Source organism: Cellulomonas sp. URHE0023 (genome assembly GCF_000688475.1).
In the GTDB taxonomy this organism is placed as follows: Bacteria; Actinomycetota; Actinomycetes; order Actinomycetales; family Cellulomonadaceae; genus Cellulomonas.
In genome coordinates this window covers 103,900-126,156 of the sequence record NZ_JIAN01000005.1, presented here as the reverse complement: position 1 = coordinate 126,156, position 22,257 = coordinate 103,900, and the positions used below count along the sequence as shown (strand labels likewise).

General features: G+C 72.5%; 20 protein-coding genes. 8 read left to right on the top strand and 12 right to left on the bottom strand.

Going from position 1 to position 22,257, the window contains the following annotated elements:
* Window positions 1-40 precede the first annotated feature (40 nt).
* On the bottom strand, window positions 41-868 hold the full coding sequence (locus tag N553_RS0100595) for a PhzF family phenazine biosynthesis protein (protein WP_028044926.1): 828 nt from the start codon (window positions 866-868) through the stop codon (window positions 41-43).
* Window positions 869-1,231: 363 nt separating this feature from the next.
* Between N553_RS0100595 and N553_RS0100590 the strand changes: the two genes are divergently transcribed.
* Window positions 1,232-2,083, top strand: a complete 852-nt coding sequence (locus tag N553_RS0100590) for a hypothetical protein (protein ID WP_028044925.1) — start codon at window positions 1,232-1,234, stop codon at window positions 2,081-2,083.
* A gap of 306 nt (window positions 2,084-2,389) precedes the next feature.
* Here the strand turns inward: N553_RS0100590 and N553_RS20385 are convergent, their stop codons facing one another.
* From N553_RS20385 to N553_RS0100565, 4 genes are all read right to left on the bottom strand, one after another.
* On the bottom strand, window positions 2,390-3,130 hold the full coding sequence (locus N553_RS20385; RefSeq protein WP_197029963.1) for a potassium channel family protein: 741 nt from the start codon (window positions 3,128-3,130) through the stop codon (window positions 2,390-2,392).
* Between the two features lie 230 nt (window positions 3,131-3,360).
* The gene (locus tag N553_RS25515; protein WP_034620393.1) at window positions 3,361-3,837 is read right to left on the bottom strand and encodes a Rieske (2Fe-2S) protein; all 477 of its coding nucleotides are present in this window, start codon (window positions 3,835-3,837) and stop codon (window positions 3,361-3,363) included.
* A gap of 14 nt (window positions 3,838-3,851) precedes the next feature.
* Complete coding sequence (locus tag N553_RS0100570; protein ID WP_028044923.1) at window positions 3,852-4,427, bottom strand: DUF6529 family protein; 576 nt, start codon at window positions 4,425-4,427, stop codon at window positions 3,852-3,854.
* 70 nt (window positions 4,428-4,497) lie between these two features.
* Window positions 4,498-6,933 (bottom strand): lysylphosphatidylglycerol synthase transmembrane domain-containing protein, encoded by a 2,436-nt coding sequence (locus N553_RS0100565; protein WP_156043643.1) that lies wholly within the window; start codon window positions 6,931-6,933, stop codon window positions 4,498-4,500.
* A 303-nt stretch (window positions 6,934-7,236) separates the two neighbouring features.
* Here N553_RS0100565 and N553_RS0100560 point away from each other — a divergent pair, with 303 nt between their 5' ends.
* Window positions 7,237-7,434, top strand: a complete 198-nt coding sequence (locus tag N553_RS0100560; RefSeq protein WP_028044921.1) for a hypothetical protein — start codon at window positions 7,237-7,239, stop codon at window positions 7,432-7,434.
* Window positions 7,435-7,624: 190 nt separating this feature from the next.
* Here the strand turns inward: N553_RS0100560 and N553_RS0100550 are convergent, their stop codons facing one another.
* Window positions 7,625-8,242, bottom strand: coding sequence for a class I SAM-dependent methyltransferase (locus N553_RS0100550; protein ID WP_028044920.1), 618 nt, complete (start codon window positions 8,240-8,242; stop codon window positions 7,625-7,627).
* Between the two features lie 218 nt (window positions 8,243-8,460).
* On the opposite strand from N553_RS0100550, the gene N553_RS23985 reads away from it, so the two are divergent.
* From N553_RS23985 to N553_RS0100535, 3 genes are all read left to right on the top strand, one after another.
* On the top strand, window positions 8,461-9,441 hold the full coding sequence (locus N553_RS23985) for a hypothetical protein (protein ID WP_028044919.1): 981 nt from the start codon (window positions 8,461-8,463) through the stop codon (window positions 9,439-9,441).
* Window positions 9,442-9,459: 18 nt separating this feature from the next.
* Window positions 9,460-9,990 carry a hypothetical protein gene (locus N553_RS0100540; RefSeq protein ID WP_028044918.1) on the top strand — a complete coding sequence of 177 codons (531 nt, stop codon included), beginning with the start codon at window positions 9,460-9,462 and terminating at the stop codon, window positions 9,988-9,990.
* Between the two features lie 88 nt (window positions 9,991-10,078).
* Window positions 10,079-10,579 (top strand): hypothetical protein, encoded by a 501-nt coding sequence (locus N553_RS0100535; RefSeq protein ID WP_028044917.1) that lies wholly within the window; start codon window positions 10,079-10,081, stop codon window positions 10,577-10,579.
* 24 nt (window positions 10,580-10,603) lie between these two features.
* Here the strand turns inward: N553_RS0100535 and N553_RS23980 are convergent, their stop codons facing one another.
* A complete protein-coding gene (locus tag N553_RS23980) occupies window positions 10,604-12,133 on the bottom strand; it encodes a glycosyltransferase 87 family protein (RefSeq protein ID WP_156043642.1) in 1,530 nt (509 codons plus the stop codon).
* A 141-nt stretch (window positions 12,134-12,274) separates the two neighbouring features.
* Here N553_RS23980 and N553_RS20365 point away from each other — a divergent pair, with 141 nt between their 5' ends.
* Window positions 12,275-14,413 carry a glycoside hydrolase family 3 N-terminal domain-containing protein gene (locus N553_RS20365; protein ID WP_051639720.1) on the top strand — a complete coding sequence of 713 codons (2,139 nt, stop codon included), beginning with the start codon at window positions 12,275-12,277 and terminating at the stop codon, window positions 14,411-14,413.
* 3 nt (window positions 14,414-14,416) lie between these two features.
* On the opposite strand, the gene N553_RS0100520 is transcribed toward N553_RS20365, so the two are convergent.
* The 4 genes from N553_RS0100520 to N553_RS0100505 form a co-directional block, all read right to left on the bottom strand.
* The gene (locus tag N553_RS0100520; protein WP_156043641.1) at window positions 14,417-15,430 is read right to left on the bottom strand and encodes a hypothetical protein; all 1,014 of its coding nucleotides are present in this window, start codon (window positions 15,428-15,430) and stop codon (window positions 14,417-14,419) included.
* Window positions 15,431-15,636: 206 nt separating this feature from the next.
* On the bottom strand, window positions 15,637-16,650 hold the full coding sequence (locus N553_RS20360; protein WP_051639719.1) for a DUF4349 domain-containing protein: 1,014 nt from the start codon (window positions 16,648-16,650) through the stop codon (window positions 15,637-15,639).
* A 200-nt stretch (window positions 16,651-16,850) separates the two neighbouring features.
* Window positions 16,851-17,930 carry a DUF4349 domain-containing protein gene (locus N553_RS0100510; RefSeq protein ID WP_028044915.1) on the bottom strand — a complete coding sequence of 360 codons (1,080 nt, stop codon included), beginning with the start codon at window positions 17,928-17,930 and terminating at the stop codon, window positions 16,851-16,853.
* A gap of 154 nt (window positions 17,931-18,084) precedes the next feature.
* Window positions 18,085-18,927, bottom strand: coding sequence for a DNA-3-methyladenine glycosylase (locus N553_RS0100505; protein WP_028044914.1), 843 nt, complete (start codon window positions 18,925-18,927; stop codon window positions 18,085-18,087).
* A gap of 327 nt (window positions 18,928-19,254) precedes the next feature.
* Here N553_RS0100505 and N553_RS20355 point away from each other — a divergent pair, with 327 nt between their 5' ends.
* Both N553_RS20355 and N553_RS0100495 read left to right on the top strand, forming a co-directional pair.
* Window positions 19,255-20,613: a mechanosensitive ion channel family protein gene (locus tag N553_RS20355; RefSeq protein ID WP_231505125.1), complete on the top strand. Its 1,359-nt coding sequence runs from the start codon at window positions 19,255-19,257 to the stop codon at window positions 20,611-20,613.
* A complete protein-coding gene (locus N553_RS0100495) occupies window positions 20,610-21,239 on the top strand; it encodes a uridine kinase (protein ID WP_028044913.1) in 630 nt (209 codons plus the stop codon). The genes N553_RS20355 and N553_RS0100495 overlap by 4 nt, the downstream gene beginning before the upstream one ends.
* On the opposite strand, the gene N553_RS0100490 is transcribed toward N553_RS0100495, so the two are convergent.
* Window positions 21,220-22,188 carry a YafY family protein gene (locus N553_RS0100490; protein WP_028044912.1) on the bottom strand — a complete coding sequence of 323 codons (969 nt, stop codon included), beginning with the start codon at window positions 22,186-22,188 and terminating at the stop codon, window positions 21,220-21,222. The two genes, N553_RS0100495 and N553_RS0100490, sit on opposite strands and share 20 nt — an antisense overlap.
* Window positions 22,189-22,257: the final 69 nt, after the last annotated feature.

Here is a 22,257-nt window from a genome sequence, read left to right as displayed (position 1 = left end):
GGCCCGACGTGCGTGTGGTGCGCACCCTCAGCAGCGCCCGCTACATCTCTTCCGCGGCACCCGTGACGCGCACGCGGCCCTCGCGCGGGACCTCGACGACGATGAGCGAAGGGCGCCCCGCTTCGGCCCCCTGGTCGACCGTCAGCACCGCCGGCACGTCGATGTGCCCGCCGGCCCGCAGGTAGGCGCCGAGCCCCGCAGCCGCGGATCCCGTCGCGGGGTCCTCGCGGATCCCACCCCGGGGGAACGGGTTGCGCGACGCGAACCGCGTCGGCGAGATGCGGTGGACGACCGGGACCGTGCCGTCCCACCCGTGGGCGTCCTGCAGCGTGAGCACCGCGTCGCCGTCATGGTCGAGCCGCTCGAGGACGCCCTCTCGCACCATGACGAGAGGATGCAGGTTGCCTCCGTGCACGAGCGCCGGACGCATCACGGGGTCGAGGTCGCCGCGGTGGAGCCGCAGGGCGCTCAGCAGGTCGTCCAGGAGGCGACCGTCGAGGTCCTCGACGCCGGTCTCGACCGCCTCCAGGGTCGCCCGCTCCGCGGTCGCCCGCACGGGAACAAGGCCGGCGTTCGTCGTCAGGTGCACCACGGGTGCCGCGTTCCGCCAGCGCGCCAGTGCCACTCCCGACGCGACCGTCGCATGGCCGCAGAACGCGATCTCCGCACGAGGGGTGAAGTAGCGCACCCGCGCTGCGTCCGGCTCGATCGCTGTGAGGAACGCTGTCTCGCTGAAGCCGAGCTCCGCCGCTATCCGCAGCATGTCCCGGTCGCTGAGCTCCTCGGCGTCCAGCACGACACCGGCCGGGTTTCCTGACTGCGGGTTCGGCTCGGCGGTGGTGAACGCGCGGTACCGCAGAATCTCCATGCCGCCATGGTCCCCTCGGATCCCGTCGGACCGCGACGGCCAGTCGGACAGCGATGGCCGTTGGCGCTCGTCGTCCCGAGCTGCCAGACGAAGGGCAGAGCCGAGCACGGCTGGCGACGGGGAGCTGCAGGCCGGTGTAGGTCAGTGGCGCAGGACCCGGTAGGTACCCGCTCTCGACGACCGGCTGGTCCTCGCTGGTCAGCAGGTCGTCAGCGCGCGATCCCCGCGTCGGGTGCTCCCGTGTGAACTGTGCTTCGATCGACGCACGGCTCTGGAGCCTCCGGCAGGCGGGCGGGACATTCGGACCGGACGCCTCCGCCGCGGTACCGACGAGGTCCTCACGTCCGAAGGATGCATCGCGACATGACAGACACGCACCCTCTCCCGTTCGGCGCAGCCCCGGTGCCGTCGAGCGATACCGAACTCGAGAGCCGGATCAGGGCCTTGCTGGCGTCCCTCGCGCAGCCTGGTGTGCGTGGCCTCGACGGCGCCCACGTGGTGGCTGTGCTCGACGGCGCGGACATTGCTTCGCTTCGGGTGGATGCGACGGGTGTCACCGTCGACGACGACCGGCTGAGCAGGGTGCGGATCACGGCACCGTCGGTCGACGTCACCCGTCGCGACCCAGGGACCATCCGCACCCTCGAGGTCACTGCGCACCCGGCGTCGGTGATGGGTGTCCGCGCTGACGTGGACATCGCGGCGCGCGACCTGCACTTCGACTGGGCCTTCGGTTCGGACGACCAGCTCTACGTCGAGGTCCGACCCCCCTCGGACTCGACTCCCGCGGTCGGCACGGCCCGCATCGCAGCAGCGCACAAGGACATCGTCGCGGCGGCCAGGACTGCGCTTGCAGGGATTCTCCGGTCCAAGGGCTTCACGCTCACGGCGCTCGACCTCACCGTCCGGAACGACGGGCCACGGGCGCTCACTGTCCGCGCGGACGCGAAGGTGGCGAAGGCGTTCCTGCGAGCGGGTGTGACCGTGACCGCCTCGGCGTCGATCGACCGGTCGTTGGTGCTCGACGTCGCCGACGTGAAGATGTCGGGCAGCAATCCTGTCGTGGAGGGACTCATCGCGCCGTTCCGCTCGAAGATCTCGGCCGCCTCCGACCGCAGGATCGACCTCGCAGCTCAGCTCCCTGCCGGAGTCACGGTGTCCGACGTCAGTGTCGTGGCGGGGGAGGAGGTCGTGGTCACGGTGACTCTCGGGTGAGCGTCCCCAGGGCAGGACGCCACCGACCGCTGAGCCCGAACGGGTTCGACGGCGTCCGGCGTGCCGGACATGGGAAGGTCTGCACGCTCGACTCTGGCGACGAACGGTGAGGTCATGGCCCGCATGAGCGCGCCCTAGGATCTCCATGTGGCCATCGTCGCCGCTGAGCACCGGTGTCGCGACGACCAATCAGACGGTGGTGGTCCTGCGCGCGTTGTCGGGCCCGGACGGACGGGACCAGCCGAGAGCGGCCGACGGCGAACGTGCGTCACCCGCTACCGAGCTCTCCATCTGCCGCCGCTCGGTTCAGGCTCTTCCCGCGTCCTGTCGTTCCTCGGGAGGATCCCCATGCCAGCCTTGAAGATCCGATGCCGTGCCCGTGGTACCCGCGGAGAGATGGTCGCGCAGCGCGCGCACTTCCTCCGCGAGGGCGTCGACCTGGGCCCTGGTCGCTGCCTGTTCCTCGTCGTTGGCCTCCGCTACGCGCTGAACGAGCCATGAGGCGAGCGTCGCCGTGATCACGCCGAGCAGGGCGATCCCGCCGATCATGAGCGCCGCGGCGATGAACCGTCCGGTCGTCGTGACCGGATACCGGTCGCCGTAGCCGACGGTGGTCATGGTCGAGACGGCCCACCAGAGGCCGTCGCCGATGTGCTCGATGTTCGCGCCGGGTTGATTCCGTTCGGCATCGGTGATGGCGAGGGAACCGCAGACGACCAGCAGGAGAGTTCCACCGACGACGTAGACGATGACTCGGCCGCGCAAATTGTTGGCGCCGGCCCTGTTGAGGATGGCGAGCAGTGCAAGAAGCCGCAGCAGCCGCAGGGGACGCAGTGCGGGCAGTGCCAGAACCGCGAGGTCGAGAAGGTTGTGCCGGACGAAGGCCCGTCTGTCGGTGCTCAGCACGAGCCTGGCCACGTAATCGACCACAAAGACTGCCCAGGTCACCTTGAGCACGACCGAGCAGACCTCCAGCAGCGGCTCCGGGAGGTCCGGGTCGACGACCGGTATCGCGTAGGCGACGAGGAACAAGAGTGCGGCCGCCACGAGCGGCCACTCGACTCTGCGTTCCCAGAGCTCGACGTTCGTCACACGACCATGTTCGCAGTCGCCGGCGCCGGATCGCCGTGTGGCGCCTGCCGGACACACCCGACCACGTCGCGTCGTCCGCGCACGTCCAGGTGGTCAGCCGCGCAGCCCGGCCAGCAGTGCTCCCAGGACGAGGCCCACGCCGGCGAGCCAGAGGAGCGTGGGCAGTCGGCCCACGAAGGACCGCCTCATGTCCTGACCACCTCGCCGTCACGGACGACGACGTCGACGGCGTCCAAAGGTGCGGTGGCCGGGCCCTGCACGACCGCGCCGGTCGTGGCGTCGAACGCGCTGCCGTGGCACGGGCAGTGGATGGCGCCGCCGCGCACGTCCCGCACGAGGCAGCCCTGGTGCGTGCACACCGCCGTGAACGCGTGCACGTCCGAGCCGGTGCGCGTGATCACGACCTTCTGGTCGGTGACCACGAGGCCGCCCCCGTCCGGGACGTCGGACAGCGGGGCCAGCCGGGCCTGCGCGGAGCCGGGACCCGAGCTGTCGTCCCCGCCGCCGTTGTCGTCGCCCTGGTCGTCCGTCGTTCCGGGGTAGGCGGAGGGGCCGGTGCCTTCGGCCGGCGCGACGGCCTGGAACCCTGCGAACCCGACGACTCCCGCGACGACGAGGACACCGGCGCCCTCGAGCACCTCGCGGCGGCTCGCTGCCTCCACGTCCGTCTCCCTTCTCAGACCAGCGCGTACCCGGAGCGCGTGAAGAACCACAGCGCCGAGGTGAACCACACGACGAGGACGAGGACCACGAGCAGGCCGCCGAGCAGAGGGACGGTCCCGCGCGGGAGCGAGGGCAGCCGAAGCGCGAGAATCTTCGCGGCGAAGACGCCGTACAGCGCGCAGCCTGCGACCGAGTGGACGACCGTGCGGGCGTCGTCGTCAGCGAAGCCGAGGGACCACACGCAGTGGAACATCACCGGCAGGGTCAGCAGGAACGCCACGGTGCCGGTCCAGCGGTGCACCGGCGAGGGCCATGTCGCGGACTCCGGCACACCGGGCAGCCGTCCCCACATGGCCAGTGCACTGAGCACCTGCACCACGACGAGCAGCGCGGCCGCGGACGCCAACCACGCCTTCATCTGCAGCATGCCGCTGAAGCCGAGGGTGGTCAGAGCCGCGCCGTCGCCGGGATGCGCGCGGGCGTACGCCGCGAGCCCGGCCGCCACCGCGAGCCCCAGCGCCCCGATGCCCGCGAGCGCCCACTGCCGCGCCGGCGTCGCGCGCTCGCCCGCACCCGCCGCCTGGCTCATGCCGGCCTCCCGCCGATCGTCCCAGTCAGGTATGCACCTAACGCGAGTGGGCGCGCAAGGTGCAGGAGCGTCACACGTACTGCTGGCGGCGCAGCCAACGCATCGCTGCAGCACCCCAGATCGGCGGGAGGTAGAAGGTCACCAGCCGGTAGGTGATGGCCGTGGAGATCGCGATCGCGCTGGGCACGCCGATGGCCTGGAGACCGACGGTGAACCCCGCCTCGGCGACGCCCATCCCGCCGGGCACGGGCATGAGGCCCGCGAAGAGGCTCACGGCCGTGTTGATGAGGATCAGCTGCGAGAAGTGGGCGCTCTGCCCGAACGCGTGCAGGCACAGGCCCAGGACGGACGCCTGCAAGAGCTGCGCGCCCAGGTTCCCCCCGAACATCGCCGTGACCTTCGCAGGCTTGCGCAGCACGCCGACCGCGCCGCGCGCCGAGCGCACCTGGTCGGTCAGCGCAGCTCGCAGCGGGGGCACCATCGCGACGAGGCGGCGGCGCAGTCGAGGAACGGCCACGGCGACGATCGCGGCGACGGCGACGAGCGCCAGGAGGATCACCAGCAGCGACGGGTCGCCCGGGTCGCTGGCCTCGCTCCGGGAGCCCGTCCCCAGGCTCGAGGTGAAACCTGGCAGGTCGCTGACCAGGATCACCAGGATCAGGGCGACCTGGACCACGAACGAGCTGACGCTGTCGAGGAGGCTGAAGGACAGCGAAGCGGCAGCCGGGATCCCGAACTTCTGGAAGAAGCGCACCAGGAGCGCGAGCCGGGCGGCGGTGGCCGGGAGCACCAGGGCGAAGAACTGGACGGCGTACTGCAGCATGAGGACCGGGAAGTAGCGCAGCCGCGCAGAAGATGCTCCGAGCGTCGACACCGCGGTGGAGGTCTGGATGAACGGGGACAGCACGAGCGCCGCGACCAGCCAGGGAACCTCCGCGGACTTGAGCGCCGCGGCGACGCTGGCGAGGTCGGCTCCCGCGAGCAGCGTGATCACCACGTAGACGACGAACGCGACGAGCAGGAGCCAGCCGATCGACCTCGGGGTCACGCGCCGCAGACGCTCGAGCGGCGGCTCCTCCGCACCCGTGGCGTCGACCGCGGCCGCGCGCAGCTCGTCGAGCGACCAGGTGCCCGCACGCACCTCTGCTCGCATCCCGCGTTCGAGCGCTGCCGGCTGCAGGTAGGGCAGCACGGCGACGAGGCCGTGGGCTCCGAGGGCGGAGACGGCTGCGGCGACGGCCCGGTCGGGTCCGACGGTGAGTGCAGTCGCGACGAGGAGCCGGGCCCGGTCCGTGCGCAGGTCGCCCGGGGCAGCCGCAGGCTCGGCGGCGTCGAAGTCCGCGAGCGCGACCGTGCCGTCGGTGCGCACGACGACGCGGCGGCGGTCGATCCGTCCGTGCGCGATCCCTGCGCCGTTCAGGGTGATCACGGCACGCCACATGGACGCGAGCAGCTCGTCGTTCACGAGGTCGGGTTCGCGCTCGCTGAGGTCGGCGAGCGACGCGCGCGGTGCGCGGCAGACCAGGAGGGCGTCACCCTGCTCCGCCACCCCGACCGCGACGACGTCCAGCGTGCCGACCCCGGCGTGCTCGGCGAGCAGGGTCATCAGCGCCTCATGCTCGACCCGGGACCGTCGGCTGCCACCCACGTGGGCTCGTTCTCCGCGTCTCGTCAGCGCGGTCCACAGCGACCCGACCACCTGGCTGTCCCAGGCGTCCCGCCCGTAGACCCTGACCAGGATCTCCGCACCGGCGTCGGTACGGCCGATCAGGAGGTAGGTCCCGGCGTCGGTGCTCGCGACCGAGACCACCTCGGTCGCGTGGACGCCGAGGTCGGCGAGCGCGACCTGCACCTGGGCCGTGGTCAGACGTCCCTGAGGGGAGCCCAGCAGGAGGTGGGCGATCGCGGCGGACGCGATCCCGACGGCGATGGCGGCGCTGGCGCCGATGAGGTGGGTCGTCTGCAGGCCGACCGCGGCGACTGCGCCCAGACCGACGACGATGCGCCCCGCCCAGCGCCAGGGCCGCGCCAGATGCGGCGAGACGGTCACGAGCACGGCTGTGAGGACCGCGACGCGGGTGGCCACGTAGACCACGGGCGGCCCCGACGACACGAGGGCGTCGACGCTGTCGGAGGCGTTGGTGCCGGCCATGGCGCCGACGCCGACGGCGCCTGCGAACGCCACGACGGAGGCGGTGGCCTGGTCGACCAGGAGGCGTCGCCGGCCCTTGCTCAGCGCGGCGAGCAGCACGACGCCCACCGCCCAGATGGCCAGGAGCACGTAGGTGAGGTTCCAGAGCCAGCCGAACACCGGTTCCAGCCAGGCGAGGAACGTGTCGAACGCACGGTCGGCACCGGACGGTCCGGGCGCCGCGAGGGTGAGCAGCCCGAGGGCGACGATCGCTGCGGCAAGCAGGAGGACGTCCGTCGGCTGACGCATCCGTGGCGCGTCGGCGGAGGACGACCACACCCGTACGAGTCCGGGCCGGTCGGGTCTCACGGCCATCGAACCTCCTGGGAACCGGCGACGGAACGTCGCCGGTGCCGAGGCCAGGGAGCGCGCAGGCGCATCCCGGCACCCGTGTGAAACCGCGTGCGTTCTGCGACGAGGCTAGTGGTGAATGACCCTTTCACCACCACTTTCACGTCGGGCTGCGCGTGCGTGGGCCCGGAACGCGTGCCGCAAAGACGGTGGCCACGGCGTCCGTCCGGCCGGATGAGCAGCCCGGGCTCCACGATCGGCTGAACGGCGGGGTGAATGCACGCTGCCCGACTGCCGCTTCGTCGCGCGGTGGGCGATGCTCGTGGGATGGACCTGCGCATCGATGTCTCAGACGCAGACATCGCCGTGGCGCGGCGGCTGTGGAACGAGGCCGTGCACAGCGGCGCGGCGCCTGAGCGGGTCGAGCGGCTGCTCTCCGACTACGTCCAGCTCATCAGCGCCCAGGCGCAGCAGATCGCCGACGACTTCCGCCGCGCGCGGACGAACGGCGCGGGCGGGTCCTGATCGGGCTCAGTCGACGAACGGCGGGAGCAGGTCCTCGTCGGTCTCGTTGCTCTTCGACTTGGCCAGGGTGCTCTCTGGCGACTGCTGGTCGGTCTTGATCCTCCACCACGGTGCATTCATGACAACGATGGTTGCGCGCGGGGCCGGGTGCGGGACAGGGCCGAAAGGCCCTCGATCGCGTTCCGGGGCGTCATGGACGACGGGCCGCGAGCTGCTCGAGCATGCCGAGGGAGCTCCGCCGGTGCGACTCCACGACGAAACCCAGCGACTCCACCTGCCGCAGCGGGCGATGGCAGTAGCGCTCGGACTGAAGCGGCACCGAGAACAGGTCGACGAGTCTCTGGAGCACCCGGACCGGACCGCTCGACGACTCGACGTGGTCGGCGAGGAGCAGCAGCCCGCCGGGTCGCAGCACCCGTGCCATCTCGTCGATGGCTCTGCGCTCGCCGGGGATGCTGCACAGCGAGAAGGTCGAGACGACGCTGTCGAACGACGCGTCGTCGAACGGCAGCTCGCGCGCGTCTGCTTGCCGCAGGTCGGCCGTGATCCCGAGCGACGCAGCCCGTCGAACGGCAACGGCCAGCATCTGCGGGCTCCACTCGACCCCGGTGAGCTCCAGACCCTCGGGATAGTGGGGGAGGTTGAGCCCGGTGCCGAGCGCCACCTCGAGGGTGCGCCCCGTTGCTCGTCCGCACACCCACGGCCGGGCGGCGGAGAACCACCGCCGTTCGACGGCGCTCATGTCGCGGTCGTAGGTGCCCGCCCGGCGGTCCCAGGACCGCTGCAGGCGTTCCTCGCGGCTCGTCACACCAACGAGCCTAGGTTCTCCGGTGAGCCCCTGGACGGAAGGTCTCCTGAAGAGCCCGAGCTGCGGAGCGTCGTGGGGTCGGTCGGACGGCGGATGCTTGCGAGCACCCACGACGGGTGACGTCCAGGCCGTCCGTGAACTGCCTGCCCCGGTGTCCTTGAAAACCCCCGTGCGGTCGTCGATGGAAAGCGTGTCCCCTGCGGAGAGGCGCGCCACACATGTCGACGGTCGACCTGCCGTTCACCCGCGTCACCGTGGCGAGCCTGCGGCGCGTCAACGTTCCGACCTTCCTGGTCGTCGTGGCGATCGTGCTCGTCGTCCTGGCAACAGGTCTGGGCGTCCACTCGCGCGACCAGGCGGGTCGTCAGGCGGACCGGATCGAGCAGCGCGAGGTGGCGCAGCGGGTCGAGGCTGTCCGTGCTGACCGGCGAGCCGACGAGGCGTTCTTCGTCGCGTCCGGGCGTAGTGCGAGGAGTGCGCACCTGTCCGCGGTCGCAGCCGAGCGCGCGGCGCTCGCCGCGAACCGTGACGCCGCACTGACGAGCGCAGCCGCCGCGCTGGCAAGCTCTGCCGGACGGGTCGACGAGCTGCAGCGCGGCGAGCTCCAGGCTGCGGTCGACGTGCTGTCGGCGCCCGAGAGCGTGTACTCACGGGTGACCGCCGCGACGGCCGACGTGGTGCGGCTCGCGGACCAGGTCGGCACCGCCGAGGCTGCCTGGAGCGCGGAGCAGGCAGCACTCGTGCAGACGAGCGGCGCCGGCGGCGGGTCCTCGTCGGTGGGGGCCTCGGTGCGGGACGTCGGGGAGGCCGAGCTGCGGTCCCTGCCGGGCAGTGCCGGGGTCTCGATCCGGTGGGACGACCCGGGCCTCAGCGGTCACCTGGGCGGGGTGTGGTCCGGGAGCACCGACGCCATCATGATCAGCGCCTCCCAGCTCGCCGGGAACCCGGGCAAGACCCGGGACGTGGTGCGGCACGAGATCGCGCACATCTACGAAGGACGGATCGCCGCCACCCACGGCCTCACGTGGAACGAGCTGGGCGCCAGGATGTCGGGTGCCTTCGGCGCCAGCCCGCAGGAGAAGGCCGCCGACTGCGTCGCGCTCCGGTTCGGTGCCGCCTGGACCCACTACACGTCGGACTGCGCGGGCTCCGACAAGCAGACCTGGGTGGACGCGTTGATCGGCGGCTACCTGCCCTGAGGGTGTAGAGACGTCCACGTGAAGACCTTCAGGGACGGAGACCTGCTCTGGCGCGAGCGGATGTCGGCGAGCACGCTCCTGCTCGGCGGCCTCGGCGTCGTGCTGGGCGCGGTCGTGGCCGGGGTCGGGACGTCTCAGGGGTCGCCCGCGTACGTCGTGATCGGCGTGGCGCTCGCCTGGTTCAGCGTCGTCGGGTCATTGCTGCCCGTGCTGGAGGCCCGCTCGAGCGGCATCTACGTGCGCAACGTCCTGCACGAGACGTGGGTGCCGTGGGCGGACGTCGTGACGGTCACGCCCACCTCGCGCGTGAACGTGATCCTCGGCGAGGGGCGGTTCGTCGGCGTGTGGGCTGTGCAGCACGGAGCCGGCCGCGGGTTGGGACGGCGGTCCCGGATCGAGCTCGCCGCCGAGCGGCTCCTCGAGGTGTGGCCGTCGTCGCCGTCCGACGGCGGGACTGTCGTCCGCCGCGTCTCTCGCTCGGCACTGGCGGTATCGGCGCTCCTCGGCGTGCTCGCGCTGGTTCTCGTGGTCGCCTCGCTCGTCGGCTAGCGCGCTGCGGCACGATTCGGTGCCCTTCCCGGGGTGAACGGGCTCACGACGACTCACGGCGCAGAGGTGTCGGCCGATAGTCGTCAGCGTGCGAGGGGACACGGGCGGGGTCACGACGACGCCGCAGGTGCGTCCGACGAGCCTGCTGAGCGGTTCCGGACGCGCGACGACGGCGCCCCGGACCGACGCGCACGAGCCCGCGCCGGTCGTCGACCAGCTCGCGGACTCCGTCGACTGGTTCGAGGGCACGTTGCGGTCGTGGAGACGACGGAGCTGGTGCCGCGCTGTCGCGGTCCTGGCCGTGCTCGGCGCCGTCGGGGACGCCGTGACGACGTCGATGCTGCCCTTCGTCGACGGGATCCGTGAGGGCAATCCCGTGTCCGCCGCCGGTCAGGCGTTGCTCGGCTCCGTCCCGGTCTTCATGTTCGCTGTGACCATCCCGCTGGCGGTCGTCTTCCTCGTCCTGGCGAACCGTCCGAGAAGCACGTTCACCTGGTTCATCTGGTGCGCTGTCGCGGCGGTCGGCGCCGTGAAGGTCGCGGTGACGTGCTCGAACCTCGTCGTCCTGTGGACGGTGTCGGCCCGGTAGTGCCCAGCGTGGCTGCCTGGTGCGTCAGCCCGGTGGCAGGCGCAGCTGGATCCCGCGCACGTCCACGGCGACGGGCCACCGGTGCAGCACGGCCAGCGTCTCGGGGTCGAAGTAGTTGCCGCGGGTGCGGGCGAGCACCATCGCGTCGCCCGACGTCAGGTACGTCCGGGCGTCGAGCTGCCACGGCCGGTTGTCGATCCGGGCCACAGGCGCCCCGCTCCGGTCGGTGTGCCCCGCGTCGAAGGTCTGCCCCGACAGGTCCACGGCGACGTCGCACCCGTGGTCGAGGTCGCGGGAGAGGACGTCGAGGAGCGCGAGCGCGGCCGGAGCGTCCGCCTGCACGCAGCCGGCCGGCAGGCGGGCCGCCATCGCGTCGGCGGGGAAGTCGACGAGCGGCGACTCACGGAACGCGCCCATGACCAGACCGAGCGAGACGCAGCCCAGCACCGCCAGGGGGACGCGCGTCCGGTCCCGGAGGGACGCGACACCCGCTGCGACGACCAGCACGAGTGCGGGTGCGGTGTAGGCGGCGTAGTGCGGCAGGTACGACGGTGACAGCAGCAGCACCGTGGTCTGCGCCGCGAGCATCACCACCCACAGCCGGCCGCGCCGGGCGACGCACGCGAGGACCGCGGCCACGAGGACGATCGCGCAGACAGCGATCATCAGCAGGTGCCGGTGCGACTCGTCCAGCGTCAGGTTGGTGACGCTCACTCCGGTCATGCTGACGAGCCGTGGGGTCGTCGGCACACCGTCGCGGGGCCGTCCGAGCTGGTCGAGCACGACGTAGCGGAACATGCGAGAGCCGCCCGCGACGGCGAACGGCAGGACGGTGATGGTGACGGCGGCCCCTGCCGCGACGGTCGCCCGCAGTGCCGGTCGCCACCCGCGCACCACGAGCTGCCACACGAGGACGACGAGCACCGGCAGGACGTCCCAGATCTTCACGACGACGCCCATGCCGAGCACGGCACCGCCCACCCAGGTCCACCAGGTGCGGGCACCGACGTCCGCGGCGCGCAGCAGCAGCAGCACGCCACCGAGCAGGGTGACCGTGCCCAGGGGCTCGAGCAGGGTGAGCCGCTCGGCGTAGACGGCGGGCGCCGCGACGGCGTACAGCAACCCGCCCACGACGGCTGCCGCGACTCCCCACCGCAACGCGATCCGGGTGACCAGGGCGGCGCTCGCGGCGCCGATGACCATGAAGGCGACCCGCGCCGCCACGAGGGCGTCCGAGTCACTGATCACGTGCGTCAGGGCGCCGAACGGAGCGAGAGCGAGGGTGACCCCCGGAGGGTGCAGGAACAGGTAGTCGCGGTACGGCAGATGCCCGTGCGCGAGCGCGACCGCCGACGCGAAGTACACGCCGTCGTCGTAGCCGTGGTACCCGCGCACACCCGGAGCGCCACCGCACACGAGCCACCGCACCAGGAACGCGAGGGCCGCCGACCCGGCGGTGATGAGCCAACCGAGCGTGCGAGCCGTGAGCGTGGGCAGCGCGAAGCGTGCGGCGGGGGCCGCAGGTCGTGGGCTGAGGTCGACGGCCAAACGCATGCTCCAAGGACGGTCGACGGGGCGGGCCGTGCGGCCCGATTCTCGCACCCGACGCACGCGACGCACGCGATCGTGCAGCCGGGCTCGGTCCACGGGCGAGCGCCTAGGGTGGGTTTCCTCGACGACGACAGGGAATCCCCGATGGACAAGGCCTGGCTGGATGCTGCGCGCACACCCGCGGAGCGCGCCGAGCTGCTGCTCGCACACATGACGCTCGCGGAGAAGGTCGGACAGCTGCACCAGCCGGCCAACATCAGCGCGGTCGAGCACGCCGACGACCTTCGTGCGGGCCGGATCGGTACCTCGTTGTCGGCCAGCGGGGCGACCGCGGGCAACGTCCGCGACGAGGGCGTCGCCGTGCGCGCGGTCAACGCCGTGCAGCGGATCGCCGTCGAGGAGTCCCGCCTGGGGATCCCGCTGCTGATGGCGCGTGACGTCATCCACGGGCACCGCACGGTCCTTCCCATCCCGCTCGGGCAGGCGGCGACCTGGGACCCCGAGCTGGTCCGGCGCGGCGCCCGGGTCGCCGCCGTCGAGGCGAGCGCCGTCGGGATCGGCTGGACGTTCGCGCCGATGATGGACATCACGGGCGACCACCGCTGGGGCCGCGTCGCGGAGAGCCTGGGGGAGGACCCCGTCCTCGCCGGGCGGCTTGCGGCGGCGACCGTCCGTGGCCTGCAGACCGAGGACCTCTCGGCCCCCGACGCGATCGCGGCGTGCGCCAAGCACTACGTCGGCTACGGGCTGGCCGAGGGCGGTCGGGACTACAACTCGGTGACCGCGGGCGAGAACAGCCTGCGCAACCTGCAGCTGCGCCCCTTCCACGAGTGCGTGCGAGCCGGCGTCGCGACCGTCATGTCGAGCTTCAACGACATCGACGGCGTCCCGGTCCACGCGAACACGCGGTACCTGCGCGAGATCCTCAAGGACGAGTGGGGCTTCGGCGGCGCGATCGTCAGCGACTGGGACGGCGTCGGGGAGATCGTGCACCACCGCGTCGCGGTCGACGCCGCGGACGCGGCACGGCAGGGCATCGAGGCCGGGGTCGACATCGACATGGTGAGCGGGTCCTACCTCGCGCACCTCGAGCAGCTGGTGTCCAGCGGTGCGGTCGCCACCGAGCTGCTCGACGACGCCGTGCGGCGGGTGCTGACGCTGAAGTTCCGTTGCGGCCTGTTCGAGCACCCGTACACCGACGAGGGTCTCGAGGCGCGGGTGGCGGGCACCGGCGAGCACCGTTCCGCGGCACGGGAGGCGGCCGCGGCGTCGTTCGTGCTGCTGAAGAACGACGGCATCCTTCCGTTCGCTGCGCGCTCGGACGAGCGGATCCTGTTCACGGGCCCGCTGCTCGACGCGACCGACGCGCTCTTCGGTACGTGGACGCTCGACGGTCGCGCCGACGAGGTGGTCTCGATCGCGGACGCGCTCCCCGCGTTCACGGGGCCGGGGGCCCGCTCGGTGCCGTGGACGCACAGCGACCAGGTGCTGGCCGCGGCCCGCGAGGTCTCGACGGTGGTCGCGTTCGTCGGCGAGCACCCGGTGCGCTCGGGCGAGGCCAACTCGATCACGACCCTTGACCTGCCGGTGGGCCAGCTGGAGACCCTGCAGGCCATCAAGGCGGTCGGTGTCCGCCTCGTCGTGGTGGTCCTTGGCGGACGTGCGCTCGCGCTGACGTGGGTCGCGCAGAACGCCGACGCGGTGCTCTACGCCTGGCACCCCGGTTCTGAGGGTGGCAACGCGATCGCGGACGTGCTCTTCGGAACCGTCGGACCGCGCGGCAGGCTGCCGATCACGCTGCCGCGATCCGCCGGGCAGCAGCCGCTCGTGTACAACCACCGGTCGACCGGGCGCCCGATCGCACCCGCTCAGGACGACCACTGGGGCCGGTACCAGGACAGCCTCTCGACGCCCCTGTACCCGTTCGGGTTCGGGCTCACCTACGGCGCGGTGGCGTACTCGGACGTGACCGTGTCCGTGGGGTCGGAGGTCTCCGCGTCGGTCGTCGTGACGAACACCGGGAACCGCGCGTGCACCGAGGTGGTGCAGGTCTACGTGCGCGACGACGTCGCGGGCGTCACCCGACCCGTCAAGGAGCTCGTCGACTGGGCTGTGGTGGAGCTGGACCCGGGTGCGTCGCACACGGTGCGGTTCACGATCGGTCGAGACCAGCTCGGGTACGTCGGACGTGACGGCCGCTACCGCGTGGACCCCGGGACGTTCGCTCTGTGGGTCGCCCCGGACTCGGCGAGCGGGGACCCGGTCTCGTTCGAGCTCGACTGAGGCTCAGGTCGTCGTCAGGTGCCGTGCGCGTCGTGGTTCGGGTACTCCGGCCAGCCGCGGCGCCGGGATGCGGCGCTCGAGCTCGTCGACGACGGCCCGCCAGCACCGTTCCGCCGCCCTGAGCCGCGAGGAGACCTCGTCGGGGCCGACGTGGCCCACGCTGCCCAGCCCGTCGGCGGCGTCGAGTGCGTCGAGCCCGCGCTCGATCGCCTGCTTCGAGGCCCAGTAGTTCGTCGTGTCGTGCGCCGCGGCCGGCGTCACGACCTCGATGGCCGCTGCCGCGTCGTCGAACAGCGACCGCACGAGCGCGACGGCGTGCGGCCGCTCGCTCAGGGACATCTGTGCGGCATTGACCGCGACCGCGCTCACGATCGTGGAGTGCACGAGGTGCTGCACGGTCTCCCGCAGCGCATCGGGCCGGACCTGCATCTGCAGGAGCAGCACCACGGTGCGGCCCAGGAGGGTCTCGTTGCGGGCCTTGGTGATCCGCTGCCGCTCGGCGGCGTCCCGTGCCTCTCCCTCGGCGCGCAGCGCGTCCGCGAGGGCCTCGCGCTCACGTCGCTCGGCCTCGAGGCGGGTCGCGGTGGCGTGCCGCGACACGATCTCGGTGGCGGCTCGGACCTGTCGTGCGCTCTCGGCCTGCGCCTTGAGCACCAGGTCGGCGGCGCACTGGTTCACCGGCGACGCGAACCCGGAGTCGGTGTACCCGAACAGCGCCACCCGGTGCTCCTCGGCGTAGAGCACCGCAACCTTGGTGAACCCGGAGCGGGAGTAGAAGGTGGCGACGGTCGACCCGGCCGCAGCACGCAGGTTCTCGATCTCGGCTCGCTCGACCGGGTTGCGCTGGTGCTCCACGCGCCCCGAGAAGTCATGCCCGACGAGGTCGAGCGCACCGTCGGCTCCGGGCTGGGCGTCGACGGCGACCCGGACGTCGACGAACGCCAGGACGGTGCGGGCGTGGCGCTCGGCGAAGCGCTCGGCGTCCCTCCACTGCGGGTTCTTGGTCACCTGGTTCACGTCCACCTCCTCCGACCGTCGCGCGTGCAGTCCCTCCACGACGCTAGGTGCTCGACCCGTCCTGCCGCTCGGCCCGTTGGGGTGACGCACGGCAGGACAAATCGGCCCGTCGGGCGGACGTACCGGACAGATGCCGCGCACCCGCTCGACCCGGGTGTCCACCCGGAGCCGCCGGTGCCGCGTCGATCGACGGCGCCGAGACGCGTCTATCTCGCCTCGGGGTCGACGGGCGGGGCAGCCGGCGGCTCCGTCGGCCGGTTGGACCCCGCACCGACCGGGACGCGCCCCGCCATCGGGAACGTAGGCATCGGCGCTGCCGGCCGCTCCGGGCGGGGGTGGCTGCGACGGTACCGACGCTGCGCGACCAGCACGCCCCACGCGACCAGGCCGCCGACGACCAGCCACGGCAGCAGCACGCCCAGAAGGACCACGACGCCCGCGACCACGGTGGTCAGTGCGTGCCACCCGGTGGCGATGCCGTCGAAGAACGAGTCCGGCCCCTCGCTCTGGGCGGCCGGTGCGAGTGCCGGACCGTAGAGCGCGATCTTCAGCGTCGACAGCGACACCTGCTCCGCGAGGCGTGCGCGCTCGCTCTTGAGCTGCTCCAGGTTGGTCTGCCGCTCGGACAGGGCGCCCTCGGCGGCGATCACGTCGGCGCTCGTGGTGGCCTTGTTCAGCAGGTCCTCCATGCGGGCGACCGAGATCTCGAGGCCGTGGATCCGGGCGTCGAGGTCCTGTGCCGCACCGGTCACGTCCTGGGCCGACAGGTTGATCTCGTCGACCGTGCCGAGAGTCCGGAGCTCGTCCATCGCGCCGCTGACCGCGCTGGCCGGGAGCCGGATGGTCAGCTCGGCGGTGCCGACGTCCTGCGAGGTGGCGGCGTGCTCGGTGCGGTCGTCGATGCGGCCACCCGCCGTCTCGGTGAGCGTGACGATGGCTGTGGCGGTCTTCTGCGGGCTCTCGACGGTCATCCGCACGTCGCCGGTCTGGATGACCTGGCGCTGGTCGTCGGCTGCGGTAGCCGCCAGGGCGGCGTCCGCCGCGGGGGCCTCGGCGGCGCCCTCGTCGGCCGCGGCTCCACCGGCGGCGTCCTGCATGCCGCTGTCGCTGCTGCCCGAGTCCGCGCTGCACCCGGCGAGCAGGGCGCTCAGGGCGAGCACCGTGCATGTCGCGAGTGTGGTCGCGCGGCGGACCGAGGAACGGCTTCGCGTGCTCGTCATGGCGCGAACGTAGGGGATGCGTCACCGCTGTGCCGGCGGTTGTCCCGATCGTGACCGGGGGGACCCGGACGTGGCGCAATCGTGACCGGGTCGTTGTCGGAACACGTACCTGGCGTCCCCTCGTCGCAGCCCGTCGGCGACGGACTCGGAGCGGTGCGCGGCGGGCTGAGCGCACGTGTGACCAGCCCGCCGCGTCCCGTTTATCGCGCGTAGGGGTCGTGCACGGGCGGGGCCGACGGCTCACTGTGGCCCGCCGCGCCCACCCCCACCGGGATGCGCTGCTCGTAGGGCTGCGGCGGGGAGGCAGGCGTCTGCGGGTGCGTCCGTCGGTACCGCCGCACGACCGCGAAGACGCCCCACGTGACCAGACCGCCGACGACAAGGTAGGGGAGCAGCACCCCGAGCACGGTCGCGACCCCCGACAGGATGCCGACGAGGGAGCTCCACCCGGCAGAGAGGCCCTCCAGGAACGAGTCCGGCCCGGGCTCGGCCGGGGCCGGCTCCGGCGGGGCCGGCGGCGCTGCCACGGCGGGACCCTGCAGCGCGATCGTCAGCGTCGAGAGCGCAACCTGCTCGGCCAGACGTGCCTTCTCGCTCTTGAGCTGCTCGAGGTCCGACTGGCGTTCGGTGAGAGTCGCCTCCGCATCCGCGATCTCGGCGCTCGTGCCGGCCTTGCTCAGCACCTCCGCCATGCGAGCGACCGACAGCTCCATGCCGGCGATGCGTGCGTCGAGGTCCTCGGCCGCGCCGGTGACGTCCTGCGTGCCCAGCTCGATGGTGTCGACGGAACCGAGCGAGCGCAGCGCGAGCACGGTCGCGTTCACCGCGGAGGAGGGGATCCTGATCTTGAGCTCCGCCGTGGCGACGCTCGTCTCGGTGGCGGCGCGCTCGGTTCGGTTGTCGATGCGGCCGCCCGACTTCTCGGCGAGGGCGACGATCGCCTCGGCCGACTCTTGCGGGCTGTCGACGGTCATCGCGATCTCGCCGGTCTGGATGACCTGCCTGTGGTCGTCGACGGACGTCGCTGCGGCGTCGGTGCCGGAGTCGGCCGGGTCGGTGCTGGGGCCGGCGACGTCGCCCGTGGCGTCCGCGCCGACGTCTGCCGGGGCGTCCGCGCTGCCCAGGTCCGTGCCTTCCTGCACGGACTGGTCGGCGCTGCCGCTCGCGTCGCCGGCGCTGCAGCCGGCGAGCAGGGCGCTCAGGGTGAGGACGGCAGCCGCTGCGAGCGCGGCGCCGCGGTGGGCGGTGGATCGGCTTCGGTGACTCGTCGATGGCTTCATGGCGCGAACGTAGGGGAGCCCTGGTCGTCGCGGATCGGTGCGGTGTCAATCGTGACCCGTGGCCCTCGGAAGTGTCGCAATCGTGACCGCGCCGTGGCGGTTCGGATGCCGTACAGGCCTGCGACCTGCACGAACGGCGTAGTCCCGTGAGGGGTCACACAGCGTGCGCACGGGCGGTCCACAGGTGCACGGCAGCGAACGCCCGCCACGGACGCCATGCCTGCGAGGCCGTCGCCAGGGCCGCGGCGTCAGGAAGGCCGAGCGCCTTGCGCAGGACGAGGTCGCCGACCGGCAGAGCATCCCGGTCCCCGAGTACGCGCAGGGCCAGGTAGTCCACGGTCCACGGGCCGATCCCCGGCAGGGCGAGCAGCCGGGCGCGCTCGTCGGCCACCTGTGGACCCGGCTCCAGGGACAGCCCTGCCGCGCAGGCGACGGCCAGTGCATGGATCGTCCGGGCGCGCGCGTGGGTGATCCGGACGACGTGCTGCAGCTCGACAGGGTCCACGGCGGCGAGCGTGGCCGCCGACGGGTACGCCAGCAGACCGTCGGGTCCGGGGGTGCCGTAGGAGGCGGCGAGGCGACCCCCGAACGTGCGTGCTGCGGCGAGCGAGACCTGTTGGCCGAGCACCGTGGTGACCGCCGCCTCGAACCCGTCCGGGTGCCCCAGGATCCGCAGCGTCGGTCGCGCGGCCACGAGCGGCCCGAGCAGCGGGTCGTCGGCGAAGGCGGCCCGCACGGGGTCCAGGTCGTCGGCGAGCCCGAACCATCGCTCGGCGAGGCGTCGGAGGGTGTCGGGCGACCCTGCCGAGGCGCGCAGGGTCACGCAGTCGGGGGCCAGTCGGGCCTCGACGGTCGCCTGTACCCCGTCCAGGGTCACGAGTCGTCGCACCGCTCCGTCGTCGGCGACCTCCTCGACCCCGGGAACCGCGTGCAGGATGAGGGAGGTGACGGCGGGGGCGGGGTCGAACGGGCGTCGCAGGGTCAGGGTCGTACTCACGGAGTCACGCTACCGGCCGAAGATTTTACATGTTCGAGGTCTTCCCATGGCCCTTCGACGGCCGATCTGTGGGAGACTGCTGATCGATGCAGTCGACCTCCGGGGGCGTCCCGAAGACCCGGTGGGCCGGCTGGATAGTGGTCAGAACCGCACAGCAGAGGGCCGCGGCGAGAGCCCGGCCGCCCGCGAGGGTTCAGGGAGCGCGCCAAGCCTCGTGCCGGCGAGACGCCTCTCCGACGGGGCCCCGTCTCCGCTCCTGGAGACGGGGCCCCTCACGTGCGCGCCCGAGATGTGAGGTCTGCGGCCCATCTGCCTACGCTGAGTCGCGTGCCCCCGCTCACCACGCTCCCGTCCGCGCAGCAGGCCGCCTCCGACGTCGGTCATGACGTCCAAGGTGTCGTCGTGCCTGTGCTCTCGATCCTTGCTGCGATCGTCGTCGCGTACGTCGTGGCGACGCTCGGTGCGGCGCTCGTCGGGCGGATCGCCCAGAGGTCGGTGGTCGCCGCGGACCTGAGCCGTCGGTCGAGGCGGCCGCTGCGTGCCGTGCTCCTCGTGATCGCGATCTGGGTTGCGCTGCGGCTGAGCACGGACCCTGCCGACTGGACGGTGCGAGCCGAGCACGTGCTGCTGATCGCCCTGATCGTGACCGTGACCTGGCTGATCGGGAGCCTCGCGTTCGTGCTCGAGGACGCGGCCTTCCAGAAGTACCGCATCGACGTCGCCGACAACCAGCACGCGCGGCGCGTCCGCACGCAGGTCCAGGTGCTGCGGCGGATCACGGTGGCCGTCCTGGTGGTGTGCGCGATCGCGGGCATCCTGCTCACCTTCCCGTCGGCCCGCGCCCTCGGGGCGAGCGTGCTGGCGTCCGCCGGTGTCATCTCGATCGTCGCCGGGCTCGCGGCCCAGAGCTCGCTGGCCAACATGTTCGCCGGGCTGCAGCTGGCCTTCACGGACGCCATCCGGGTGGACGACGTGGTCGTCGTCGACGAGCAGTGGGGCCGGATCGAGGAGATCACGCTCACCTACGTCGTGGTGCACGTCTGGGACGACCGCCGGCTGATCCTGCCGTCCACGTACTTCACGACGACCCCCTTCGAGAACTGGACGCGACGCGACGCCGACCTCCTGGGCACGGTCGAGCTCGACCTGGACTGGGAGGTGCCCGTCGACGCGATGCGCGCCGAGCTGGTCCGGCTGCTCGAGCACACGGACCTCTGGGACCGCCGCGTCGGGATCCTGCAGGTGACCGACGCCGTCGGCGGCAACGTGCGAGTCCGCGCACTGGCCTCCGCCGCGGACGCGCCGACCCTGTTCGACCTGCGGTGCTACGTCCGCGAGGGGCTCGTCGTGTGGCTGCAGGACGTGGCCCCGCAGGCGATGCCACGGACGCGGTGGGAGGGCATGCCGCCGGTCGCGCCCGAGACTCGTCGGACGCGCCGGGAGGAGGCGACCTCCCGGCCGACGCCGGTGCTCCCGCGGCCCGGTGGCTGGTCCGGGAACGACGCCGACAACGGCACGGCCGACGACACGATGACGATCACCACAGGCAGCCACGACGCACGCCTGTTCACCGGGAGCATCCAGGGGCTCGAGCGGTCCAGGCACTTCTCCGGGCCCGGGCAGGACGTCATCGACGAGCGGGAGCAGACGGCGCAGGACCACGGCGAGGGCCGACCGCCCGCGTGAGCATCGAACCGGTCACCCGCGACGCGCTGGTCGAGCGGGTCGTCGCGACCGTGCGTGCCGTCGGACCGGGCCGGGTGCGGGTGGTCGTGGACGGTGCACCCTCGACTCGGCCGGCCGCGCTCGCGGATGCGCTCGTCGACCCGCTGCGAACCGCAGGCAGGGCGGTGGCGCGCGTGCACGCCGACGACTTCCTGCGGCCGGCGTCCGTGCGCTGGGAGCTCGGTCGGCACGACCCGGACGCGTACCTCGAGGACCGTCTCGACCTGGGCGCCCTGGGGCGTGAGGTCCTCGACAGGTTCGCCGAGGAGGGTCGGTACCTGCCGACGCTGTGGGACGCCGTTCGCGACCGCGCGACGCGTGCGCCGTACGTCCAGGCGCCGGAGGGTGCGGTGCTGGTGCTGGACGGGAGCCTGCTGCTGGGGCGGTGGCTGGAGCACGACGTCGCGGTGCATCTGACGGTGCGGCCGTCGTCGCTGGCCCGGCTCACGCCGGCCGATGACCGGTGGACCCTGCCCGCGTTCGCGCGCTACGAGGAGGAGATGCTCCCGACCGCCGTCGCGGACCTCGTCGTCCACGTGGACGACCTGCGCCACCCCGCCCTGGAGGTCACGCGACCGCGGCAGTGACCCGCGCGGCCAGGCGTCGCATCGCGTCGGCGAGCTCGGGCGGCCCGACCACCTGCAACGGTGCGCCGAACATCGCCATCTGCGCGGCGAGCCCGTCCCACGACCAGGACGACAGGACCACACGGCTGCGGCCGTCCGGCAGGGCCTCGACCAACCCGTCGCGTCCGGCCCACCGGACCATCTCCTCGGCGGGTCGGTCGATGAGCGCCTCGCCCCGGGCCGACGACTCCCACGGCGAGATCGACCGGAACCGCTCGGCGACGAACTCGGCGACGTCGGCGTTCGGCAGGTCACGCGGCGCGTAGCGCGGTCCCGAGGGTGTCTTGGGGGTCATCCGGTCCACACGGAACGTGCGCCAGTCGTCGCGCTCCAGGTCGTACCCGACGAGGTACCAGCGACCGCCCCAGGTGACGAGGTGGTGGGCCTCCGCGCGGCGGGGCAGACCCAGCGCGCTCGCTGTTCCGCCGGCGTAGTCGAACCGCAGCACCTCGCGGGCGCGCACCGCGCCGCCGACGGCCATGAGCGTCTCGGCGTCGACCGACGGGCGGTCCCTGGTGGACGCACGCGTCACGGCCGTGACCTGCAGGGCCTCCGCGGCCGACCGCAGGCGGGCGGGCATGACCTGGCGGAGCGTGCTGAGGGCACGGACGGCGGCCTCGTCGACCCCGTCGACTCCCGTCGACGCGGTCTGCAGCGCCACGACGAGGGCGACGGCCTGCTCGTCGTCGAGCAGCAGGGGCGGCATGTGGGTTCCGGGCTCGAGCCGGTACCCGCCGTCCGGGCCTTTCGCCGCGTGCACGGGGTAGCCGAGCTCGCGCAGCCGGTCGACGTCGCGCCGCACGGTGCGCGGGCTGACGCCGAGCCGGTCGGCGAGCACGTCGCCGGGCCAGTCGCGGCGTGTCTGGAGCAGCGAGAGGAGAGACAGGAGCCTCGATGACGGCGTGGACATGACGTCAGGATGGCACGGAGTAGCGGACAGGATCTGGCCGCTACCTCCGAGAGAGTCGAGCCGTACCCC